The sequence below is a fragment of the Arthrobacter sp. zg-Y750 genome, from assembly GCF_020907365.1.
Lineage (GTDB): Bacteria > Actinomycetota > Actinomycetes > Actinomycetales > Micrococcaceae > Arthrobacter_B.
This window is the reverse complement of the sequence record NZ_JAJJOC010000017.1, coordinates 1-22333: the sequence shown is the minus strand read 5'-3', so window position 1 is coordinate 22333 and position 22333 is coordinate 1. Positions and strand designations below refer to the sequence as shown.

The window sequence follows — 22333 nt, the reverse complement described above, 5'->3', positions numbered from 1 at the left end:
AACAGGGCCAAAACGACTCCTCGGAAAAGTACAAATACCCGACTTTCGAATGCGACTACCTAGGTCCGGAAGGCACCCCGGAAGGCACCCCGGAAGGCACCCCGGAAGGCACCCCGGAAGGCACCCCGGAAGGCACCCCGGAAGGCACCCCGGAAGGCACCCCGGAAGGCGCCACTCAATACGCCCCAGAGACCCCCCACCGGTCACCGCAGGTAGGACGCACCGTTCACATCGATGATGGTGCCACTGGTCCACACCGGCGCCTCGGTCGCCAGCCACGCCACGGTGGCCGCGACTTCCTCCGGCTCGGCCACGCGGTTGAACGGACTCTGCGCCCGGATCGCCACACCGCTCTCTCCCTCCAAAGCGGGCCGGCCCATCCGGGTATCCACAAAACCCGGAGCGACGGCGGCGGCGAAGACGCCGTGCGGAGCCAGGGACAGGGCCAGGGACTGGGTGAGCGCGTGCAGTCCGGCCTTGCTGGCCGCATAGGCGGGATTCTCGGGTTCCCCGCGGAACGCCCCGCGCGAGCCCACATTGACCAGCCGGCCGCCGTCGGGCCCCTGCGGACGGGACATCAGGTGGTCGGCCATCAGCCTGCACAGGTTCGCCGGTGCTACCAGGTTCACGTCCAGGGTTTGCCGCCAGGCCTGCTGCCAGTCGGTATAGGACCCGGACGTCACCGGCTGCGCCCGGAACACCCCGGCATTGTTGACCAGCACATCCAACCCGCCCAGGGTCCCCACTGCTTCAGCGAAAACGCGTTCGCATTCCTCCGGCGAGGACAGATCGCTGACGACGACGGCGTGCCCGGTCCCGGGAAGGGCGGCAGCCACCCGGCGGGCCGCCTCGCCGTCGTGACCCGTATGCAGCGCAACTGTGCAGCCGGCCTCCGCGAGGGCCGCTGCGATTGCGGCGCCGATGCCCCGACCCGCTCCGGTGACCAAAATCTTCTTTTCCATGGCTACAGAGCCTACCCGGCTGACCGACTGCACCGGGTCTGACTGGCAGCACCGGGGCTTGCCGGCTGCGCCGGGGCTAGCCGGCTGCGCCGGGTCAGGACGGGGAAGGCCGGGACGCTTCCAATGCCGCAATGAGGGTGGCGGCGTCATAGGGCCCGTGATGCCGGCGGGTGCCGACAAAAAACGTGGGTGTGCCGTTCAGGTCCATGGACTCGGCGTCGAGGGCATCATCCAAAACCCGGTTGCTGACCTCGGCGGAGCGCTGGTCCGCCTCGAAGCGTTCCATGTCGAGTCCCACCTCTTCCGCAGCGCGCAGCAGGTCTTCGGGCAGCAGGTCATCCTGGTGCTCAAAGAGGTAGGAGCTGTAGGAACGGAATTGTCCCTGCAGAGCGGCTGCCTCGGCCGCTTCCGCAGCTGCCACGGCATTCGGATGGACGCGGGAGAGCGGGAAATGCCGCCACACGTAGCGCAGCTGGGGTCCGAAGTGCTCCCGTACTTCCATGATGGTGCCGGTGGCCTTGCTGCAGAACGGGCATTCATAGTCCCCGTACTCCACCAGCGTAAGCGGGGCGTCCGGCGGGCCCACCACATGGTCCCGGGACGGATTCACCGGACGCGCCAAGACCTGTCCCGGCGGAACCGCGGGACGCCGCCGCTCCAGGACTCCGAAGACCGCCGCCCCTGCGGCGAAAGCGAGGACGGACGCGGCCAGGACAGCGACGCGTGCCTCGTTCTGCACGCCGGGATCGGGGATGGCCAGCCCGATGATGAACAGGGCAATGGTGAAGCCGATGCCGGAAAGCGCTGCCCCGCCGGCAATCCGACCCAGAGTCAGGCCAGGACCGAATTCCCCAATCCGCAGCCGCTTCAGTACCGCCGAGGCCCCGAAAATGCCAATAAACTTCCCCAGCACCAGGCCGCACACAATGCCCCACGCCAGCGGCGACTGCGCTGCCCGCAGCAGGGACTGCCCGTCCAGCCGGACCCCCGCGTTGGCAAGGGCGAAAAGCGGAAGAATCGCATAGTCCACATAGGGGGTGTATGCGCTGTGCAGACGCTCATTAATGGAAATCGATTCCCGCAGGCTGGACGCGGCAGCACGGGCATAGCCGGAGTTGGGCGACTGGCGGAAAACGCGGGCGAGGTCCAATGCGTGTTCCACCTGGTGCCGGCCGGGTGCGAACACCGGAACCAGCAGGGCGATGCCGACGCCGGCGAGGGTCGGGTGCACGCCCGAAGCGTAGAAGGCCAGCCAGGTAAGTACCGCCAGGACGGCATAGGCGGGACCGCGGCCCCGGGACAGGTACCGGGTGCAGAAGACGGCGACCAATCCGGCGAAGGCCAGGATCAGGGCCAGGGGATTCAAGTGATCGGTGTAGACCACAGCGATGACGCTCAGGGCGGCGACGTCGTCCACCACCGCCAGGGTCAGCAGGAAGATCCGCAGCCGGCCGGGAACTTTGGGGCCCACTATGGCCAGGGCGCCCAGCAGGAAGGCAGTGTCCGTGGAAATGACCACACCCCAAGCTCCGGCGTTGTCCGTCCCCATGGTTAAGAGCAGGAAAATCACTGCCGGTACCGCCAAACCCGCGGCCGCGGCCACCACCGGGACCACGGCCCGGGACCGGTTGGTCAGTTCTCCCAGGGCAAATTCCCGGCGCACCTCCAACCCGACGACGAAAAAGAAAACGGCCATCAAAACATCGTTGACCAGTTCGCGCAGGGTCAGTTCGAGGTCCATTCCGCCGGCGCGCACCTCTACGGTAGCCGCCCAGAACTTCTCGTAGGAGCCGGCCAATGATGGGCTCACCCATACTCCGTTGGCCCACAGCACCGCTGCGAGCGTGGCCAGCAGCAACAGGGCAGCAGGCCGTTTGGGGCCCGTGCTGACCCTCCCGGGGGCAGAGGCAATGCGCTGCGGGCGGGCGGACACCGGAAGGCCCCCTACACCTGGGCCGGCACCGGCTGCACCAGCCGGCTGCGAAGTTTGCCCACCAACTCCGAGGTCAGTCCGCCGGCACGCAGCACCGCCATCGCCCCGGCCCCGCCGGCGCCACCGGCCCCGTCGGCGCCACCGGCCCCGCCAGCCCCGGCTGCAGCACCGGCCCGTCCGGCCAGCGTGTCCAGCATGGCCCGCATAGCTGCGGGATGCGCGGCAAGCACCGGGTGGTCCATCGGAATATCCAGGCCGCCGCTGAGGTCTTTCAACCCCATCCGCCGGTATACCTCAGGCAACCGTTCCTGCGTCTTGGCGTAGTCCTGGGTAATGGCCTCCGGATCCGCTCCCAGCGCTGAAAGCAGCGCCGCGGCGAACAGGCCGGTGCGGTCTTTGCCGGCAGCACAATGGAAAAGCACGGCGCCCGGGGAATCGGCCACGGCTTCGAGTCCGCGCACCAGGCTTTCCTTCTGGGCGGTGAAGATCTTCGCGTACCAGCGGCCCACATGCTCAGGGGTGCGGACGGAGGCCAGGAGGTCTCTGGCCCGCTCGGTCGGAGCACCCATGGCATCAGTCAGGGGCAGGGCCAGATACTCCACACCGTGATTGGCGGACGGACCGCGCCCGGTCCGCTGTGCTTCCTCGGGGGAGCGGAGATCGATGACGGTGCGCAGGCCTGCCTCCACCAGCTCGGCGACCTGCTCCGGCGTGGTGGTGGCGACGTCGTCGGCGCGCAGGACCAAGCCGGGCCGGACCTGTCCGCCCGCTACCGCGATGCCACCCAAATCGCGCAGGTTCGCAAGCCGGGACGGGGGAGGAGTTGGTGCTTGCGGCATACCTGGGTTCCTTCTGCTGGATGTGGTCCGCAACGGTGCCGGCAGCGTCCCGGAGAACAGTTGGCACCATCTTAGGCACGCAAATGCTCGTGTGCGGCTGCCCCCGCTGTGAGCTGTGACACCGCCGCAGCAGGTTAGCTGCCGCCGCGCAGCCGGTTCAGTTCGCGGCGGTCCTTTTTGGTGGGCCGGCCGGCGCCCCGGTCCCGCACCGGAATGCCGAGCGCGGGGGCTGCTGGACGGGCCGGCGTGTGGTCGGTGAAGCAGTGCGACGCCGCCTCGGCGCCCACGCGTTTGCTGATCAGCTGGCGTACTTCCAGGATCCGTTCGAAACCGGGCTGGCGCACACGGATGGTGTCGCCGGGCTGTACCGGCTGCGCGGCCTTGGCCGGGTTGCCGTTCAGCCGGACGTGCCCGGCACGGCAGGCGGCAGTGGCCGCGGACCGCGTTTTGTAGGCACGCACGGCCCACAGCCAGGCGTCCACGCGGACGGATTTGGAGGTGCTCGCTGGAATGCTCATGGATCTTCGAGTCTAGCGAAATCCCCGCAGCCGGTCAGCGTCTTCCTGCGCCTGCAGCTGGCGTGCACTGACAACGCGGCCGACGACGGCGGTTCCCGGGCCGGTCCCTGCGTCTTTTCCTGAAGCAGCTAGCAGTCCGCGCACTTCGGCCGGGGTCAACGGGTCCGGCACCCGGGTGTGGGCCACGGCGTGGCAGGTGGGGCACAGCGGCACCAGATCGCTCACCGGATCCAGGCGGTAGTCCTCGGCGAGATCCGGACCCGGAACCAGGAGGTGCACCTGAATCACGCCGGCACCTGCTGCGCCGTACCGGCTGGCGGGGTCCAGTCCGCAGGCAGCGCAGGCATCACCGTGGAAAGCCAGGCACACCCGCCGCGCCTCGGCGTCCTGCTCAAACCGGTTCACGTGCTGCTGCCGCAGCCACTGGCCGCCAACGGACCCCGGGCCGGGAACCACCGGGTCCGGCTGGGGGCCGATGAATTCGGACCAGATGCGCCGCAGGGCCGGAACCGCGGCGTCGGGAAGTGCGCTCAGGCCGGCCCGTCCAGCCCAAGGCAGCCCGGGCATCCGCTGAAGGAGGAGGGCGATGGGCAACTGCTCGCCCAAGGGGAGCAAGAGATCGAAATCCACCTCAAGGGTGGTGCCCCCGGAAGCAAGGGGGCCGGGCACGGTGCCGTGGCCAACCAACCCGCGCGGGCCGCGCAGGTCGCTGCCGCGCTGCAGCAGCCAGACCTCGGTCCCCGCGGGAACCGGAACCCGGTTCCCGGCGGCCACGCCAAACCGCCGCTGCACCTTTCCGCCGCCGGCCAGAGCGGCCACGGCCGGGGCGAAACCGCCGGGCCAGGGCTCGGGCAGCTCAACGTTGGAGGCGAGAAGAACTGAGGGCATCGGTTACCGAGGCTGGTAGGTCAGGCAGTCCGCCAGTTCGGCGCCCGGCCCTACCCGTACGTCGTGGGCGTCGCACATCAAGTGGTCGTTGAACCTGCACTCGTTGCGCTGGCAGGCGCCCACCTGGGCCAGGACCTTGGGCAGGCCGCCGGTGGCCGAGGTATCAATGAAAGTGGAGCAGCTGGCATGCTCCCGCGATCCGCCCACGGTGATGGCATAAGCCGTACAGCCCTCATGGTTGAAGTCGCAGTTGGTGACGGAGCAGTCTTGGACATTGGCAACATGGTCGGTCATGATTCCTCCATAGCGGGGCTAGTCCGCTTGCAGCAATGGTTATTCGTTCCGTGCCGGACTCCGACCGTACCACCGCCCGGTTGGAATAATTAGGCCGAATTTCCTGCACCTATTTGTGCCGGTTTGTGCCGGTTTGCAGCCTTGTTAGGCGGCCCGGTTATGCCGCGCGCAGCCGGCCGGACAGCCGGTACGCATTTTGTGCCGGACTGCCGGTTGGGTAGAACGGAAGCATGTGTACCGTCCAGGCTGACAATGCCGCTGAAGAATTCCGCCGGGCCGCCGGCATGCAGGGCATGGACCTGGACCGGGGACAGCTGGCCGCCCTGCCCGCCCTCGTGAGCGCCGCCGCTGCAGCGCGTTCGCCCGAACCGGCCGCCGGGAACGCCTCCGTCTATCTGTGGGGGCCGCCGGGCCGGGGCAAGACGTGGCTGCTGGACACCCTGTTCGAGTCGGTGGACATCCAGGCCAAACGCCGCCTGCACTTCCACGATTTCTTCCGCGAACTGCACGCCCGCGTCTTCGCCGGCTACGGCAACCCGGGCTACCGGCGCGAGTCAGCGTTCGCCGCTGCACTGGACCAGATGCTGGGCACCGTGCGTCTGCTGTGCTTCGACGAGTTCCACGTCAATGATCCGGCCGATGCCGCCTTCATCACCCGGATGCTGCGCATGGTGCTGGATCGGGGGATAGTCCTGGTGGCCACGTCCAACTACGCCCCTGCCGAGCTGCTGCCCGATCCGATGTTCCATCACCTCTTTGAACCGGGAATCGCACTGATCACCGGGAATATTCAGGTAGTGGCGCTGGATGCAGGTGTGGATTACCGGACCGTGCCTACCGCCGGAACAACCGCCCGGAACACCAACGGCTTCGCCGCGGGGCATCACCTGCGCCGGTGCGCTCCGGCCCTGCTGGCCCGCGCCGGGCTGTCACTGCCGGGGCCGGAGGAAGCGGCGCAGCTTACCCCGGGTACCCGGACGCTGCAGGCCCTGCGCGATGACGGGACGCAGCTTTGGTTCGACTTCGAGGACCTCTGCCACGCCCAGTCCGCCACCTCGGATTATCTGCAGCTCGCCTCCACCCGGCGGCACTGGGTGATTTGCGGCGTGCCGGAAACCGGCGGTTCCAGCCCCTACGGCTGGCAGCGCTTCGGCAATGTGGTGGACGTGCTGTACGACGCCGGGTGCCGGCTGGATGTGATCGGCCTGCCGGATTACGACGGCGTGTTCCCCGGGACGGGCCATCCCACCGACCTGGCCCGGATTCGCAGCCGGTTCGGCATGCTCCGGCCGGTCCCGTAGGGCGCCTTCATTCTCCGTACCTATTTCCCGGCGTCGGCTGCGTCCCGGGCATCGGCGAGCTTCTGGCGGGCTTTTTCCACGGAGCGGCGGGCAGAGCGGGCCGCCCGCCGGGCAGTGTCCCGTTCGCGTTCCAGCCGCCCGGCCTGCCGGTCTGCTGCCGAGACCTCCCGTTCGAGCTCCCGGATCCGTTCGCGCAGGTCATCGATTTCATCCGTCAGCCGGTCGCGGCGGCCGGCTGCTTCATCTACTTCCTGCTGGGCGGTGTCGAACGCCTCCTGCGCTGTCCGTTCGTCGCCTTCGGCGTCCTGCAGTTCGGACTGCAGCTTCCGGACCAACCGTTCGGCCGCGGCCCGGCGGCGGCTGTCGGCGGCAGAATCTTTCCCGGCGCCCTTCGCCGGGCTTGGAGCTGTCCCGCTGGTGGCTGCGGTACGGTCCCCGGACCCGCTCCGGGCGGGCCGCACCGAGTCCGGATCCGCTACTGCGCCGTCGAGGTCCACTTCTTCCCAGCCGCTGGCAGCAAGGGAGCGGACCAGCTGTCCGCTGGCAACGGCGTCGGCGGCCGCTGAATCAGTCATTGCGGCCCAAAGGGTCTGCTCCGCCTCGCCGGCGAGGGCCTCGCTGACGGGATGGCCCAGGTCCGCGGCCAGGTCCCGGGCCGATCGGACGATGGCACGCAGCAGCCGCTGGCGTTCGGTGCTCAGCCGGCGCAGCTGCTTCTGGTCCAGGTCCTCCTGCGCTTCCCGCAGGGCAGCACCGAGGTCAAGCACCGCCGCGAGGTCATCCTGCTTCCGGTCCGCCAGCAGGTTCACGAGCCAGGCTGCGGTGGACGGTTTGGGCAGGGCCTTGATGCGTTTGGCCAGGTCCTTGTCTCCGTTCCGTCCGGCATCGGCGGCGCGGGCGTTGCGGGCGGCGGTGAACTCGGAGGGCAGGAGCGCGTAGAGGTCCGCCACCACGCGGGCAAGGGGCGGATTTTCGGGTTGTTTGGAAGCGGCAGCCACTCGAGGCTCCTACATGCCCAGGGCGGAGAAGGCACCGAACCTGCCCAGTGCAACCACCAGCGAGAGGGCCATCAGGATGGCCGCCAAGGCAATGCGGTTACGCTCTCCGCGGCGGACATGGACCACTATGGCCAATGCCATCATCAGCGCCAGGCAGGACGCAGCAACGGGGGTCAGCACAGGCAGCCACCCGGTTGCCTCCGGCAGCACCAACCCGGCGGCGCCCAGAACCTCGAGGAGCCCAATGAGCTTCACGGTGCCGGCGGGAAAGTCCTCCGGCCAGCGAAGATTGTCCACAAGCCGGGCATGCCGCTGGGACAGCTTCATGAATCCGACCCCGGCAAAAAGCAGTGCCAACACCAGCTGGATGAGCCATAAGACCAAAGACAGCATGCGTATCCAGACGTCTTTCTGTAACAGGGCGCGGGAAAAGGAGGCAGTGGACCAATCTCAACCTAAGCATGGCCGTCCCCGCGGGATCTCTGCAATAACGGGCGTGGCGCAATAACCAATGTGACACGCGTCCGCCGGATCGTTCAGGCGCGCAACCTGCCGGGAACAGCTGTGCTGGAACGGACCACGAACTCGGTGGGGAAAAACCCGAAATCGTCCACCGGCTCGTTGCGCATCAGCGCCAGGACGGCGGCCACAGCAGCAGCCCCCTGCCCCTCGGGGCTCTGCGAGATGGTGGTCAGACCGAAGACTTCGCCCATGTCGTGGCCGTCAATCCCAATCACGGAGAGGTCTTCCGGCACCCGAAGCCCCAGGTCCCGGGCGGCCAGGATGGCGCCGACGGCAATCTCGTCAGCGGCGCAGAAAATTGCTGTTGGGCGGACGTCTGGCCGGGCCAGCAGGGCTTTGGCGGCCCGGAAACCACCGGCCACAGAGAATTCAGCGCTGGCCACCCAGCCCGGCTCGGGCGTGAGGCCGGCATCGCGCATGGCTCCTTCGTACCCGGTGCGCCGGGTTCCGCCAAGCTGGAAGTCCCGCTCCAGTTCCTCACCGCCGCCGATATGGGCAATCCTCGTGTGTCCAAGGGAAATCAGGTGCCCGGTGGCCAGGGCCGAAATGCCAACCTCGTCCACACGGATGGCCGCGGTGCCCGGGAGCGGACCGCCAATGGCCACAATGGGCTTGTCCACCGCCCGCAGCTGGGCCAGCTCTTCATCGGTGAGCCGCAGGGCAACGGTGATTACCGCGTCCAGCCGTTTTCGCCGCAGCATCTCCTTGAGCACGCTTTCCCGGTGCCCCGGGCCGTCCCCGGTGTTGTACAGCGTCAGGTCGTAGCCCGCCTCAATCAGGGCCGACGCCGCGCCCTCCAGCACCTTGGCAAAGTACCAGCGCCCCACACCGGGCAACACCACTCCCACATTCCGCGTCCGGCCCGAGGCAAGGGAGGAAGCGTTGTAGGAGATGACGAAGCCCAGCTCCTCCGCTGCCGCAAGCACCCTCCGGCGGGTGCTTGCGGAGACCGCACCGTTGCCGCTGAGCGCGCGGGACACCGTGGCTGCGGAGACGCCGGCGTGGGCTGCGACGTCTTTGATTCCTGGCACGGGTGTTCCTCCGGAGCGATTGCGGGTGCGGTTGGCTAGCTTAGCCGAACCCAGGCGCTGTGGTTGGGCAGCAGGTCACCGTCCATGACGGCGCCGTTGATGCTGCACGCCACCAGCTCTCCGTCGGGCAGCGGCACAGGGTCGCTGCCCATGTTCATCAGGGCCGCGGTGCCGCCGTTGACGAAGGCCAGGACGGACTCCGGATCGTACCCGGGGTACCAGGCCAGCGAACCGTTGCCCAGGTCCAGGCTGCGGCGCAGTTCCAGTGCGGTCCGGTAGAGGTTGAGCGTGGAATCGGGATCGGCCTGCTGGACGCCGCGGGCCAGGGCGTTCCACCCCTCAGGCTGGGGCAGCCAGGCCTGGCCGGCGTCGCTGAATCCCAGTGCCGGGGCGTCCGGCGTCCAGGGCAGCGGCACCCGGCAGCCGTCCCGGCCCAGGCGTGCGCCTTCCGTGCGGTGGAAGGTGGGGTCCTGGCGGTATTCATCCGGCAGCGTGGTGTGGTCCGGCAAACCCAGTTCTTCGCCCTGATACAGATACACGCCGCCGGGCAGGCCCAGCATCAGCAGGGTTGCCGCGCGGGCCCTGGAGATGCCCAGGCCGTAGTCCGGCTGCGGATCCGATGATCCAATTCCGTCGCCTGGCCGTTCCTGATGGGTGGTGATGCCGAACCGGCTGGCATGCCGGACGACGTCGTGGTTGGAGAGCACCCAGGTGGTAGGGGCGCCTACCTTGTCGAAGGCGCGCAGCGAGGATTCAATGACGTGGCGCACTGCCGGGGCATGCCAGGGGTGGTGCAGGTAGGCGAAGTTGAAGGTCTGGTGCATTTCGTCGGCCCGAACCCAGTCGGTCAGCCGGTCGAGCGGGTCGATGGTCGCTTCGGCGCACAGCACCCGGTCTCCGTCGTAAGAGTCCAGGATTTTCCGCCAGGACCGGTAAATGTCATGGATGCCGGGCTGTCCGAACATGGGGGCCTCGGCCCCTGGGTAGCCCTCGGAGGAGGACCCGTCGGCGCGGCCGCCCCAATCCGGCAGCCCGGATTTCTTGATCAGGGCGTGGGCGACGTCCACGCGGAAGCCGCCGACGCCGCGATCCAGCCAGAAGCGCAGGGTCTGCTCGAATTCCGCGTGCACTGCCGGTGAGTCCCAGTTGAAATCCGGCTGGGAGGAGTCAAAGAGGTGCAGGTACCACTGACCGGGGGTGCCGTCGGGTTCGGTGATGCGGGTCCAGGCGGGGCCGCCGAAGTGGGACTGCCAGTTGTTGGGCGGGTTGTTTCCGTGCTCTCCGGTGCCGTTGCGGAAGATAAACAGGTCCCGGTCGGGGGAGCCGGGGCCGGCGGCCAGGGCGGCTTGGAAGAGGGTGTGCTGGTCGGAGCAGTGGTTGGGGACCAGGTCCACGATGACGCGGATGCCGTGCCCGGCGGCTTCGGAGACGAGGGCGTCAAAATCCTCCAGGGTGCCGAACATGGGATCAACGGACCGGTAGTCGGCGACGTCGTAGCCGGCGTCTTTTTGGGGCGACCGGTAGAAGGGGGACAGCCAGACGGCGTCGATGTCCAGTTCTGCCAGTGTTCCGAGTTCTGCGGTGATGCCCTGCAGGTCTCCGATCCCATCACCGTTCAGGTCCCGGAACGAGCGGGGGTAGATCTGGTAGATCACCGAAGAGCGCCACCATTCACGGTCCGCAGGGGCGGGATGTACAAGGGCCAGGGCCGAAGAATCATGAAGTACAGAACTGAGCATGCCCACATCCTAGGGTGTGTTCCGGCAAAAAATGCAAACGCTTCCATTGCGTTTCGCTGCAGCGCGCGTTTGCCCCCTTTTGAACCGCAATACCGGGTTTTTTGAGGCATGCAACAGTAAGCAAGCTGATCCACTTCAACGGCACAGCGCAAGTCGGTGGACGGATTGGGTGCACACGCTTACACTGACGTGTGTCGGGGCCAGCCACATCCAGGTGTTCTTCACGATCATCCTGCGCCTGGCCACGCCTATCCCGGCCATCGTGGGTCTGCTGTCCTTCATTACCTCCACCGACGGGTTCCTGATCGCTGGGTCCGTCAAGGGCTAGAGAACCGCCACCGGGCGGGGTACATAGTCCTCTTCCAGCCGGCGGAACTCCTCGTCGGTGAGCTGCAGGTCCAGGGCCGCTGCGTCGTCGTCGAGCTGTGCCGCATCCGTGGCGCCGACCAGCGGCGCCGTGACCGCCGGGTTGCCCAGCACCCAGGCCAGCGCCACCCGGGCGCGGCTTACCCCGCGGCCGGCGGCCACTTCACCCACGGCGTCGGCAACCCGGCGGTCAACCTCTTCGTTTCCGGCGTAGAACTGGTTGCCGGGTTCGTCGAAGTCCAGCCGCGCGGTCCGTGCTCCCCAAGGACGGGCGAGGCGGCCGCGGGCCAGGGGGGAGTACGGGAGCACCCCCATCCCCTGGTCCCGGCACAGCGGGTGCATTTCCCGCTCTTCCTCGCGGTAGAAGAGGTTGTAGTGGTCCTGCATGGTGATGAACTGCGCCCAGCCGTGCTGTTTCTGCAGGAACAGCGCCTTGGTGAACTGCCAGGCATACATGGTGGATGCCCCCAGGTACCGCACCTTGCCGGCGGTCACGAGTTCATCCAGGGTGGCCAGGGTTTCTTCCAACGGCGTGCTCCCGTCCCAGCGGTGCACCTGATAGAGGTCGATGTAGTCGGTGCCCAGCCGCCGGAGGCTGGCGTCGACCTGCCAGAGGATGTGCTTGCGGGACAACCCCCATCCGTTGGGACCGGGCCCCATCTCGCCGTGCACCTTGGTGGCCAGCACCACCTCGTCGCGACGGCAGTATTCGGCGACGGCGGCGCCCAGGACTTGCTCGCTGTGCCCGGCCGAATACACATTGGCAGTATCGAAGAAGTTGATCCCCAGTTCCACCGCGCGCCGGATCAGCGGCCTGGCGCTTTCCTCCCGCAGCGTCCACCGGTGGGTGCCGCGGTCGGGGTCGCCGTAAGCCATGCAGCCCAGGCCGATGGCCGATACCGTGGCTCCGGAATTTCCGAGTTTGACGTACCGCATTGAGTTCATCGAAGGCCTCCGAGCCGGTTGGATATCCGCTCCCTTTCGAGTTTCGTATGCCGCGATGCTACCTGCGGCCCCGCACTGCCGGTAGTGCGGGGGGACTCCCCGGAGCAGCCGCGGCCGACCTATACTGGCGCACATGGTTGCCGGAACTGGTACCGAAAGCCCCCTGAGATTCTCCGCCGCCGAAGCGCTGATGCTTCCACCGCTGCACGAGCTCCCCGCAGTGGCCGCGGTAGGGCAACCACGCACCGGGCACCGCTCCGAGACCCGGTATGACACGGAGGACAGCGCTCTGCGGCGGCACGGGCTGGCGGTGTCCCGGATCAGCGACGAGGACGGGACGCACTGGGTCCGCACGGCCCTGCCCGGCGAATCGGAGGCGGACGCACGCACCGCAGCGGCAGGGGATCCTGCTGATGTGCCACCGGAACTGGTGGACGGATTCCAGGCGGTGCTGCGGGGCAGACCGCTCGAACCGGTGGAAACCGCCGAAGCGCGGGTGACGACGTATCCGCTGCTGGACAGCGGCGGCGGCGCGGCAGGCTGGGTTGCCGATGAAACGGTTGAGGTCCACGACGCCGGTGCGGCACCGGGAGCAGTGCCCCGGATCCGCCGGAACTGGATTGCTGCGGCGCCGGACACCGTGCTGGCCGACCAGCTCGAGGCGCTGTTGCGGCAGGCCGGGGCGGATCCGGCGGAAGCGGAGCCGGCGGAAGGGAAGGAACCCGCCGTCGGACCGGAGGAAGCGCTGGACGCCGACAGCCCGGTCGGGGATCTGCTGCAGCGCTATCTGCGTGAGCAGTTCGCCGAGCTTCTGCGGCACGAGCCGCGGGTCCGCCGGGGAGAACCGGACGGGGTGCACAAAATGCGCGTGGCCACCCGCCGGCTCCGCTCCGCGCTGGCCAGCTACCGCACCGCCGTCGAGCGGGAACCGGCGCGTTCACTGCGCGGGGAGCTGCGGTGGCTGGCCCGGGTCCTGGGCGAAGCCCGGGACGCGCAGGTGATGCGGCACCGGCTTCGGGACCTGGTGGAAGCCGAACCCGTCGACCTGGTCATGGGGCCGGTCGCGGCACGGATCGACGAGGAACTGCTCCATGACTACCGCCAGGCCTACGGACGCATCCGTGAGGCCCTGGGGTCCGGACGGTACTTCTCCGCGCTGGACCGGCTGGAAACCCTGTTGGCGGAACCGGTATGGACAACGACGGCGGCGGACCCTGCAGGCCCGGCGGCCGCACGGATGATCCGCCGGGACCGGAAACGGCTGCACCGCAGGGTCCGTGAGGCCCGGGACCTGGACGGCGACGAATACGCCGAGGCCATGCACGAGGCCCGCAAGGACGCTAAGCGGCTGCGCTACGCCGCCGAAGTATGGGAACCGGTGGCGCCGAAGGAAGCCGGAGCCACGGTGGAAGCCGCTGAACACATGCAGAAAATCCTCGGCGAGTACCAGGACAGCGTGGTGACCCGTGCCTACCTGCGGCGCATGGGGGCTGCGGCTTCAGCGGCCGGGGAAAACGGGTTCACCTACGGCAGGCTGCACGCCTTGGAACAAGCCAATGCCGAGGCGGCGCGGGAGCGGTTTGCCCATGCATGGAAGGGATTTCCCTCCAGCCCCTGACCAGATGACCGGATGCACCGCACGGAAGGAACCGGTATGGACTCACCCTGGTCGCCGCTGCGGCGAAGGATGTTCCTTATCCTGTGGCTGGCCCAGCTCGGCTCCAATATCGGCACCTGGATGCAGACCGTTGGCGCGCAATGGTTCCTGGTGGAGAACAGCCGGAATCCTGCCCTGGTGTCCCTGGTCCAGACGGCAAACCTGGCACCCTCCCTGCTGCTGGGGCTGGTTGCCGGGGTCCTGGCGGATGCCTTCAACCGCCGCCGGCTGATCCTGGGCGCTAACGTTTTTGCCGCCGGTGCCGCAGCCACGCTCACCGTAGTGGCCGCCCTGGGCCTGCTAAACCCTGATTCCCTGCTCCTCTATACGTTCCTGATCGGGTGCGGCATTGCACTGAGCACCCCCGCTTGGCAAGCCATCACCCCTGAACTGGTTCCCCGCAAGGAGATCCAGACGGCGTCTGCCCTGGGCAGCGTGGCAATAAACACTGCCCGGGCCGTGGGCCCGGCCATTGCCGGACTGCTGGTCTCCCTCGTGGGTCCGGCCTTTGTGTTCGGCCTCAACGCCGTCTCCTTCATTGGCACAGCCGCAGCCATCTACCTATGGCGTGCCCCGGATCAGGGAGCCGCGGACCGAGAGCATATGGGCGAAGCGCTCGCCGCCGGCATGCGCTACATCCGGGCGGCGCCGCGGATCCGGCGGATCCTTCTGCGCCTAGGGCTCTTCGTGTTTCCGGCCAGCGCGCTGTATGCCCTGCTTCCGGTGGCCGTCAACGGACACCTGGGGCTGGGATCCACCGGCTACGGGCTGCTGCTCGGTGCGCTGGGCGCCGGCGCGATCCTGGGCGTCCTGCTCCTGCCGCGGGCACGCAAGGTGGTGGGTGAAAATGCCCTGCTGGGCATCAGCTCGGTGGTGTTCGCCGCAGGCGCGTTCGCCGCCGGGTACTGGCCCGCCTGGGCCGTGGCAATCCTGCTGGTAGCCAGCGGCATGGCCTGGATTTTCACCTTCTCCACCCTCAACGCCGCTATGCAGCTGACCTTGCCCGAATGGGTGCGTGCCCGCGGACTGTCCATCTACCTGATGATCTCCGCGGGGTCCCAGGCCGTGGGAGCCGTGTTCTGGGGATCCGGAGCCACCGGCGCCGGTTACGCCCCCACCCTCGCTTTTGCCGCCGTCGTCCTGGCCCTGGTTGGCGCCAGTGTGCTGGTGCTGCCGCTGCTGCCGGGCACCGGCAAGTTGGACCGCAGTGTGGCAGCGGCACCGAACCCGGACCTCAACATCCCCGCTCCCGTTGAACCCCCGCCGGATGCCGGGCCGGTGACCGTGCTGATTGCTTACGAAGTGCCGGCGGACCGGGCCGACGCCTTTGTCCAAGCCATGCATGAGGTTCGGCTCAGCCGGATGCGGACCGGCGCCACGCACTGGGAACTGGTGCATTCCATCACCGACCGGGACCAGTTCCGGGAGATATACGACGTACCCAGCTGGCGGGAGTACCTGAGGCAGGAACAGACCCGGACTACGGGGGAGGACCGGCAGCTGATCCAGCGGGCCTGGGACCTGACGGAAGAAGAACCGTGGGTCCGCTGGTTCCTGCCGGCGCCGGGCTGAGGGCGGTGAGGAAGTTTCGTGGGGGCGGTGCTGCAACAGATAGACTGGGAGCCGGTTCGAGGCCCGCTTTTCACGAGCAGGCCGGCGCACCTGCCGGATGCGCTGAAAACGAAGCAGTGAACAAACCATTAGTTGAGGTATTTTGCGAGATTTTAGTGCACGCCTGGCCACTGCCGAGGAGATCGACAACTGGGATAAGCACGTGCTGGCGAACCCCGGCGGCGGCAACGTCCTGCAGTCCGCATCCTTCGCGGAGGTGAAGTCCCACCACGGCTGGAACCCCGTGTACCTGGCCTTTACGGGACCGGACTACACCACCTACGCCCTCGCCATCGAGAAGAAGGTTCCCCTTCTGGGCAGCCTCTGGTACCTGATCAAGGGCCCCGACGTCGCCGCGCCCGAAGACGTGCCGCTGGTGGTGAACGCCTTGACCCGCTTCATCAAGCAGACCGGGCGCAAGGTCTTCGCCATCAAAGTCGAGCCCGACATTGAGGACAGCGAAGAGGTGCAGGCACTGTTCACCGGTGCCGGCTTCATTAAAACGTTCAACCTGCAGCCCAACGACTCCACCGCCCTGCTGGACACCACACCGGATTCCGAGCAGCTGCTGAAGAACCTCTCCTCCCGCGGCCGCAACGCCGTGCGGCGGGCCATCCGTGAAGGCGCCGATGTGCGCCGGGTGGAACCCACGGAGGAAAACATGCGGACCATGTACCAGTTGATGGCCCACATCGAGGACCGGTCCTCGGCCAAGATGCGTTCCTACGAGTACTACCACCGGTTCTGGTCCAACTTTGTGGCCGCCGGGCAGGGCCGCTTCTACTTCGCCTTTGAAGACGGGGAACCCACCGTAGGCGCCTTTGTCATCGCCTACGGGAACAAGGGCACTTACAAGGACGGCGGCTCCAAACCCAAGCGGTCCCAATACGGAGATTCGCACCTGGTCCAGTGGACCGCCATCAACGAGCTCAAGGACGAATGCGGCATCACGTCCTACGACTTCTGCGGCACCCCGCCGAGCAACCAGCTCAAGGACAAGAGCCACCCGCATCACGGGCTGGGTCTGTTCAAGACCAGTTTCTCGAAAACGGTCACCGACTTCGTTGGCTGCTATGACTACGTGGTGGATCCCGTCCGGTACCGGATCTGGAACACCATAGGTGAAAAGGCGGCGCGGCAGATTTACTGGCGCCGCCACCAGCAGCCGTTCTACTAAGCCGTACCACCAGATAAACCGGGCAGGACCCGGAACCAGAGGCGAAAGGGTGAGCCCCTTGGAGAACACGTCCGGTCCGGACCGCCCCAAGTCCGGACCGAATCCGGAGTCGGCACCGAATCCGGACCCGTCCGCAGGGCTGATCCCGGTGATCAGCATCCCCGCCGGGCGCCAGCGACCGGCGGGGAAGGCCTCCACAGGGAAGGCCTCCGCGGGAAAGGCGCAGGACGGGAAGGCCCAGACCGGGAAAGCAAGGCCCGTCGGGTCCCAGCGGGGCGGCGTTAAGGCGCCCACTCCGCCGTCGAAGGCCCCGGGCTCGGCCCGTCCGGCAGCAGACGTTCCCACCGCGGCACTGCGCAGCACCCGGCCCAAGCCGCCGCCGCCCACCACGTCCGTGGTACGCCCGGTGGGGTCCAAGGCCCTTCGGCCGCCGCAGCCCGAACGTAGCCGCAAGCCGGCTGTGCCGCGGGAAAAACGGCCCGCACGGACACGCAAAAACGTTCCGGCAGGTACGTCGCCGCTGAGCTCCACCGCCGTCCGCACAGACCGGTCCTCCGCAGCAGCCAAGCGGATGCTGCGTCGCCTCGTGCAAGGCGAAAACCCGCCCACTCAGGCCATGTCCATTGTGGAGCGGCTGGCCGGCAGCCCCTACGCCAATCCGTTGGTGCGTACCGGAGGCCCGGACGCCAATGCGCGCAAAACCCTGGACCTGGCCCTCAGCATGGCCGAAACCATGTTCCGCTACGGGGCTGGCGCGCTGGAAGTGGAAACCGCCATCATCGCGGTCACCGCTGCCTTCGGGCTGGAAAGCATTGAAGTGGACATCACCAACCAGTCGGTGCTGCTCAACTATTCGCCCAAGGACCAGACACCCATCACCGTGATGCGCGTGGTTCGCTCCTGGACCAACAACTATGCCGGGCTGGGGCTGGTCCACCAGCTGGTCACCGAAATCATCGACGGCGGCCTGACCCGCGCGGAAGCCGCCAACCGGCTCAGCGAGATCACGCACCAGCCCAAGCCGTTCCCGCGCTGGGCCGTCACGTTCTCCGCGGGGATCTTCTCCGCAGCCATTGTCGGATTCATCGGTGGGGGACCGCTGGCCTCCTTGGTGGGTTTCGCCGGCACGGTGATGGTCAGCCTCCTCCAGCGTGTGCTGGGCCGCTGGCGTGTGCCGGACTTCTTTACGACGGCGGCCAGCGGATTCGTGGTTACGGCCATGGCGATGCTGTTCTGGTCCATGCAGGTTCCCATTTCGCCCGGCATCGTGGTGGCGGGCGGCATCCTGCTGATGCTGCCCACCGGCCGGCTGGTCTCGGCCGTACAGGATGCCATTAACGGGTTCCCGGTTACCGCCTCGGGCCGGTTCCTGTCCGCGTTCCTGACCTTCGGCGCCCTGGTGGCCGGCATCGCCGTCGCCCTCGTGGCGGGAGCGCTTTTCGGGATGGGGCGGCTGAACGTCACGGACGTGGCCTCATCCCAATACTCCTTCCCGGTGACGGTGCTGCTGCTGGCCATCGCCCTGGCCACCATCTGCATTGTGGAACAGTCGCCGCGCAGGCTGGTTCTGCCCACGGTGCTGATTGGCGTGGCCGGTTTCCTGGTCTACCAGGTGGCCGACGCCGGCGGGGTGGGTCCGCGCCTGACGCCGGCCGTGTCCGCCATCTTCATTGGTATGGTGGCGCGGATTGTGGCCCTGCGGATGGAGGCGCCGCAGCTGATCGTAGCGGTGCCGGCGGTCCTGTTCCTGTTCCCGGGGCTGGCGATCTTCCGCTCCATGTACGGGCTGAGCATCGATGCCGAGGACATGTATGTAGGTGCGGTGGGACTGTTCGACGCCCTTACCGTCATCCTGGCCATCTCCGGCGGCGTGGTCCTGGGTGACAACCTGGGACGGCCTTTCACCCGGAACCTCAACGGCAACGACCGCCGCAACCGGCGGCGCTGACCGCAAAGAGCCCGGCCCGCAGGGGCCGGGCTTTTTTGTGCCCGGGTGCGGGCGGCACATCGGACACCAGGATCGGCCGACTGCGGGGGCCGGGGGGGGTGGAGGATCCACCATCCGGAAGAAGGCCCACCGGCTAGTGGACTTGGCACCACCGGGGTGGAAGTGGACGACCGGTTCGGGCTGGGAACGGGAATTCCCACGCTTCGGTACCAGAGGGGCCAATGTGACCCCACGGGTAACAGCAGTCCCACAGCGTGGGAAGTTCGGGGCAGCCGCCAGCAGGCGCGGGACTAGAGGATCTTTCCCACCGGGGTGCGCTTCTCAGCCTGGAAAATATCCTCGGTGCGCCCGGCGGCCCAATAGCCCGAGAGGGAGACCTGGCTACGCTCCAGCCCGCGGTGGCTGAACAGGATGTCCCGCAGGGCTTTCATCGCCTCACGTTCGCCGTGTGCAAAGACCTGCACGGTTCCGTCCTGCCACTGGGCTGCAGCGAGGGCTTCCGCGAGCAGCCCGCTTCGGCCGGCCGGAGTGCTGCCGCGGTACAGCCACGTCACTTCCACGCCCGCCGGCTTGCTGATCTGCTGCCGGTCACCCGGACCGGCCACTTCCACGAAGGCCTGGCCAACGGCGTCGGCCGGCAGCGCCCGGAGCACGGTGGCGATAGCGGGCAGCGCGGACTCATCGCCTGCCAGGAGGTACCAGTCTGCGTCCGGGCTGGGGTTGAAGGCTCCGCCCGGACCGGAGAAGGTCAGGTGCTGGCCGGGCTGCGCCCGTGCAGCCCACGGTCCGGCCAGGCCTTCATCGCCGTGGACCACAAAATCGATGCTGATTTCGCGGGCGAGCCGGTCTACGCTCCGGATGGTGTAGGTGCGCGAAACCGGCCACTGGTCGCGCTCGCTCCGGGCACGGATGCTCTCCAGGTCCTCCGTGCCGTCGATCGGCGCTCCGTCCGGCCCGAACCAGATTTTGCAGTAGGCATCAGCGCAGGTGCTGGGCGTGAACCGGTCGAAACCGGAACCGCCGGCAACAATCCGGACCATGTGCTCGCTGATCTGCTCCCGGCGGAGGACTTCCAGCGTCACCAGCGGCCGCGGTTTCCGCGGTGCGGAATCGCCGGGCTGCTGGCGCGGGGGAGTTTCTGGCATGGACTTATCTCCTAGGGAATCGCTCAAACTACCGTACCGCGCCCAGCCGCCAGTCCACCGGTTCGGCGCCCTGCTCCGCCAACAGCTCATTAACGCGGCTGAACGGCCGGGAACCGAAGAACCCGCGGGAAGCGGAGAGCGGGCTGGGATGGGCCGATTCCACCGTGGGCGAGCCCCCGAGGAACGGGACAACGCTTCGAGCGTCCCGGCCCCACAACACGGCAACCAGCGGGGGACGGGTTCCGTCCGGGCGGCGCCTGGCGGCCAATGCCCGGACCGCCAGCTCCGTGATTTCCTCCCAGCCGCGGCGGCGGTGTGACCCTGCTGCGCCGGCACGGACGGTGAGTACCCGGTTCAACAGGAGCACCCCCTGCTCCGCCCACGGCGTGAGGTCTCCCGACGGGCCGGGCGTCACGCCGAGGTCGGCATGGAGCTCGGTAAAGATATTGTTCAGGCTGCGCGGCAGCGGGCGCACCCGGGAGTCCACCGAGAAGGACAGTCCGACGGCGTGTCCAGGCGTGGGGTACGGGTCCTGTCCGACAATCAGCACCTTTGCTTCGGACAGCGGGCGCTGGAAGGCCCGCAGGATGTTCCCCGGGGCTGGCAGGATGCTGTGGCCGGCACGCCGTTCGGCGTCCAAATCCGCGGCGATCTCATGGAAGCCGGTAACAGCGGGAGCCAATGCCTCGGCCCAGTCCGCCGCCATCACCGCTGACAGGGGGGTGGGGGCGGCGAAAGGGAACGGGATGTCATCCGCCGGTTCCGGAACAGCGCTGTAGGCAAAGAGCGGTGGTTCATTTGTTGTCACTGCTCCAGTTTTCGGTATTTTTCTCCGGAAGGACAACCGGCGCCTCCCGGCGAAGCTCCCCAGGCCACCTAAATGACAACTGTGTTATTGCCAATTAGCATGGCAGGTAGGTATAAACGGGATCTTTTTTGGGAGCGTATGTGGCGGAATCGACAGAAGCCGAACGGTTTTCGCTGGACGGCACCGTGGATCCGGACAGCCCGCTGGGGGCCCAGGAACAGCAGATGCTCGCCTTGGAGCGGGCCTGGTGGAAGTACGCCGGAGCCAAGGAACAGGCAATCCGTGATTTGTTCGGTATGTCGGCAACACGGTATTACCAGGTCCTCAACGCACTGATCGACACCGAAGAAGCCCTCGCCCACGATCCGATGCTGGTCAAGCGATTGCGTAGACTACGAACGAGCCGCCAGCAGGCCCGTACCGCCCGCCGACTGGGCACGGGCGTCTAGTCCGGCGTTAGCCACCAACGCCGGCGTGTTGAACACGGCACCTTCAGAGCAAGGATGAAATTTCCACCATGAGCCAATATCCCCGGGACGAGTTCGACAAGGTCCCCGAGACCTCGGCGCGGCAGGGCGTGCACCGTGAACGCCTTATCCCCACCCGCTCGAGCGGACTGGGGTTGTTGATCACCGTGGGTGTGCTTGCCCTCATGATCGGCCTCGCCGCCTACTTCGTGCTGCCGCGCCTGGGCATTGGCGCGGGCAACCCCGGGCCGTCCGCTGAAGCGCAGTCCACCGCTACGCCGGCACCGAGCGCATCGAGTGAGCCCGCAGAGGCTGAGCCCGAAGATAGTGCTGAGCCCACGCCGGCGGCAAGCGACACTGCTGAACCCGTGCCCGAGCCTGCGCCTGAGCCTGCGGTAGACCGTACGCAGCCGGTTGTGGTGCTGAACGCCAGCGGCGTGAGCGGGCTTGGCGCCAATGTCTCCGGGCGTGTGTCCGGTGCCGGATGGGCCGTGGGCACGGTTGGGAACTGGACCGGAGCACCCCAGCAGGTTACAGCCGTCTACTACGGCAACCCGGCCCAAGCCGTGAACGCCCAGCAGCTGGGCGCCGACCTGGGTATTCCCACCGTGGTGGAATCGCCCGGATTCACGAACGTCACCGTGGTCCTGGCCCCCGGCTTCCGGTAGGAAGAGCGCCAACCCCCAAGGGTGTAAAAAGACCATAACGTTATCAACAACCCACTTGTGATGTACGTCACTGTGGTTAGAGTGTTGCCAGCCGGTCTGCGGCGCTGGCCTCGGTCTCCACTGGAATCGAAAGCCTGCGCAGTGGCCGGCGGCTCCGGAGCCCAAGTGCGACGCCGGAGGGCTGCATTGGAATCTAGGTTGGAGAAACATCATGGCGCAGGGGATCGTCAAGTGGTTTAACGGGGAGAAGGGGTACGGCTTCATCACCCTCGACGAGGCAGAAACGGACGTGTTCGTCCACTGGTCGGCGATACAGGCCTCCGGTTACCGGACCCTGGAAGAGGGCCAGCGGGTGGAGTTCGAAATCGGCCAGGGGCAGAAAGGTCCGCAGGCCGAGGAAGTCCGGGCAGTCTAGGCCGGTTATGCACTACATCCGCCCGGCTTGGGGACGGGATCCGCAGCGGGGGGGGCCCCCGGGGCGGGCGGGGGTGGGCCCCCGCGGGTGTTTGTGGGGGT

The 22333-nt window shown here is 67.5% G+C and carries 22 protein-coding genes; 9 read left to right on the top strand and 13 right to left on the bottom strand.

Features of this window, described 5'->3' with window-relative positions:
* Nucleotides 1-203: 203 nt before the first annotated feature.
* From LOC57_RS12535 to LOC57_RS12510, 6 genes are all read right to left on the bottom strand, one after another.
* Entirely contained in the window at nucleotides 204-962 is a 759-nt protein-coding gene (locus LOC57_RS12535; RefSeq protein WP_229960119.1) for an SDR family NAD(P)-dependent oxidoreductase, read from the bottom strand.
* 94 nt (nucleotides 963-1056) lie between these two features.
* Nucleotides 1057-2895 (bottom strand): Na+/H+ antiporter NhaA, encoded by a 1839-nt coding sequence (gene nhaA, locus LOC57_RS12530; protein ID WP_229960117.1) that lies wholly within the window; start codon nucleotides 2893-2895, stop codon nucleotides 1057-1059.
* Between the two features lie 11 nt (nucleotides 2896-2906).
* Entirely contained in the window at nucleotides 2907-3734 is an 828-nt protein-coding gene (locus LOC57_RS12525) for a tyrosine-protein phosphatase (RefSeq protein ID WP_229960115.1), read from the bottom strand.
* Nucleotides 3735-3868: 134 nt separating this feature from the next.
* Nucleotides 3869-4252: an RNA-binding S4 domain-containing protein gene (locus LOC57_RS12520; protein WP_227926659.1), complete on the bottom strand. Its 384-nt coding sequence runs from the start codon at nucleotides 4250-4252 to the stop codon at nucleotides 3869-3871.
* A 12-nt stretch (nucleotides 4253-4264) separates the two neighbouring features.
* Nucleotides 4265-5140: an HNH endonuclease gene (locus LOC57_RS12515; protein ID WP_229960113.1), complete on the bottom strand. Its 876-nt coding sequence runs from the start codon at nucleotides 5138-5140 to the stop codon at nucleotides 4265-4267.
* A gap of 3 nt (nucleotides 5141-5143) precedes the next feature.
* Nucleotides 5144-5434 carry a DUF1540 domain-containing protein gene (locus tag LOC57_RS12510; RefSeq protein WP_227913546.1) on the bottom strand — a complete coding sequence of 97 codons (291 nt, stop codon included), beginning with the start codon at nucleotides 5432-5434 and terminating at the stop codon, nucleotides 5144-5146.
* Between the two features lie 230 nt (nucleotides 5435-5664).
* On the opposite strand from LOC57_RS12510, the gene zapE reads away from it, so the two are divergent.
* Nucleotides 5665-6735 carry a cell division protein ZapE gene (gene zapE, locus LOC57_RS12505; RefSeq protein WP_229960111.1) on the top strand — a complete coding sequence of 357 codons (1071 nt, stop codon included), beginning with the start codon at nucleotides 5665-5667 and terminating at the stop codon, nucleotides 6733-6735.
* Between the two features lie 20 nt (nucleotides 6736-6755).
* Here the strand turns inward: zapE and LOC57_RS12500 are convergent, their stop codons facing one another.
* From LOC57_RS12500 to LOC57_RS12485, 4 genes are all read right to left on the bottom strand, one after another.
* Nucleotides 6756-7733, bottom strand: a complete 978-nt coding sequence (locus LOC57_RS12500) for a hypothetical protein (RefSeq protein WP_229960110.1) — start codon at nucleotides 7731-7733, stop codon at nucleotides 6756-6758.
* Between the two features lie 9 nt (nucleotides 7734-7742).
* On the bottom strand, nucleotides 7743-8126 hold the full coding sequence (locus tag LOC57_RS12495) for a DoxX family protein (protein ID WP_227913543.1): 384 nt from the start codon (nucleotides 8124-8126) through the stop codon (nucleotides 7743-7745).
* A 143-nt stretch (nucleotides 8127-8269) separates the two neighbouring features.
* The gene (locus LOC57_RS12490) at nucleotides 8270-9286 is read right to left on the bottom strand and encodes a LacI family DNA-binding transcriptional regulator (RefSeq protein ID WP_229960107.1); all 1017 of its coding nucleotides are present in this window, start codon (nucleotides 9284-9286) and stop codon (nucleotides 8270-8272) included.
* Nucleotides 9287-9321: 35 nt separating this feature from the next.
* The gene (locus tag LOC57_RS12485) at nucleotides 9322-11025 is read right to left on the bottom strand and encodes a glycoside hydrolase family 13 protein (protein ID WP_229960098.1); all 1704 of its coding nucleotides are present in this window, start codon (nucleotides 11023-11025) and stop codon (nucleotides 9322-9324) included.
* 169 nt (nucleotides 11026-11194) lie between these two features.
* Between LOC57_RS12485 and LOC57_RS12480 the strand changes: the two genes are divergently transcribed.
* Nucleotides 11195-11353: a hypothetical protein gene (locus tag LOC57_RS12480; protein WP_442860178.1), complete on the top strand. Its 159-nt coding sequence runs from the start codon at nucleotides 11195-11197 to the stop codon at nucleotides 11351-11353.
* Here the strand turns inward: LOC57_RS12480 and LOC57_RS12475 are convergent.
* A complete protein-coding gene (locus LOC57_RS12475) occupies nucleotides 11350-12327 on the bottom strand; it encodes an aldo/keto reductase (protein WP_229960147.1) in 978 nt (325 codons plus the stop codon). The genes LOC57_RS12480 and LOC57_RS12475 overlap by 4 nt on opposite strands.
* 142 nt (nucleotides 12328-12469) lie before the next feature.
* On the opposite strand from LOC57_RS12475, the gene LOC57_RS12470 reads away from it, so the two are divergent.
* The 4 genes from LOC57_RS12470 (at nucleotide 12470) to LOC57_RS12455 (ending at nucleotide 18729) form a co-directional block, all read left to right on the top strand.
* Nucleotides 12470-13954, top strand: a complete 1485-nt coding sequence (locus LOC57_RS12470) for a CYTH and CHAD domain-containing protein (RefSeq protein WP_227913540.1) — start codon at nucleotides 12470-12472, stop codon at nucleotides 13952-13954.
* 36 nt (nucleotides 13955-13990) lie between these two features.
* Nucleotides 13991-15565 (top strand): MFS transporter, encoded by a 1575-nt coding sequence (locus LOC57_RS12465; RefSeq protein WP_227913539.1) that lies wholly within the window; start codon nucleotides 13991-13993, stop codon nucleotides 15563-15565.
* Between the two features lie 142 nt (nucleotides 15566-15707).
* Nucleotides 15708-16781, top strand: coding sequence for a lipid II:glycine glycyltransferase FemX (locus tag LOC57_RS12460; RefSeq protein WP_229960096.1), 1074 nt, complete (start codon nucleotides 15708-15710; stop codon nucleotides 16779-16781).
* 58 nt (nucleotides 16782-16839) lie between these two features.
* Nucleotides 16840-18729, top strand: a complete 1890-nt coding sequence (locus tag LOC57_RS12455; RefSeq protein ID WP_331460670.1) for a threonine/serine ThrE exporter family protein — start codon at nucleotides 16840-16842, stop codon at nucleotides 18727-18729.
* Between the two features lie 290 nt (nucleotides 18730-19019).
* Here LOC57_RS12455 and LOC57_RS12450 read toward each other — a convergent pair whose 3' ends face one another.
* Together LOC57_RS12450 and LOC57_RS12445 are read right to left on the bottom strand one after the other, a co-directional pair.
* Nucleotides 19020-19874, bottom strand: a complete 855-nt coding sequence (locus LOC57_RS12450) for a siderophore-interacting protein (RefSeq protein ID WP_229960094.1) — start codon at nucleotides 19872-19874, stop codon at nucleotides 19020-19022.
* A gap of 28 nt (nucleotides 19875-19902) precedes the next feature.
* Nucleotides 19903-20682: a uracil-DNA glycosylase gene (locus LOC57_RS12445; RefSeq protein WP_227913536.1), complete on the bottom strand. Its 780-nt coding sequence runs from the start codon at nucleotides 20680-20682 to the stop codon at nucleotides 19903-19905.
* Between the two features lie 140 nt (nucleotides 20683-20822).
* On the opposite strand from LOC57_RS12445, the gene LOC57_RS12440 reads away from it, so the two are divergent.
* From LOC57_RS12440 to LOC57_RS12430, 3 genes are all read left to right on the top strand, one after another.
* Entirely contained in the window at nucleotides 20823-21131 is a 309-nt protein-coding gene (locus LOC57_RS12440) for a DUF3263 domain-containing protein (protein WP_227913535.1), read from the top strand.
* Nucleotides 21132-21199: 68 nt separating this feature from the next.
* The gene (locus LOC57_RS12435; protein ID WP_227913534.1) at nucleotides 21200-21817 is read left to right on the top strand and encodes a LytR C-terminal domain-containing protein; all 618 of its coding nucleotides are present in this window, start codon (nucleotides 21200-21202) and stop codon (nucleotides 21815-21817) included.
* A 211-nt stretch (nucleotides 21818-22028) separates the two neighbouring features.
* The gene (locus LOC57_RS12430; protein WP_227913533.1) at nucleotides 22029-22232 is read left to right on the top strand and encodes a cold-shock protein; all 204 of its coding nucleotides are present in this window, start codon (nucleotides 22029-22031) and stop codon (nucleotides 22230-22232) included.
* The last annotated feature ends 101 nt before the right edge of the window (nucleotides 22233-22333 follow it).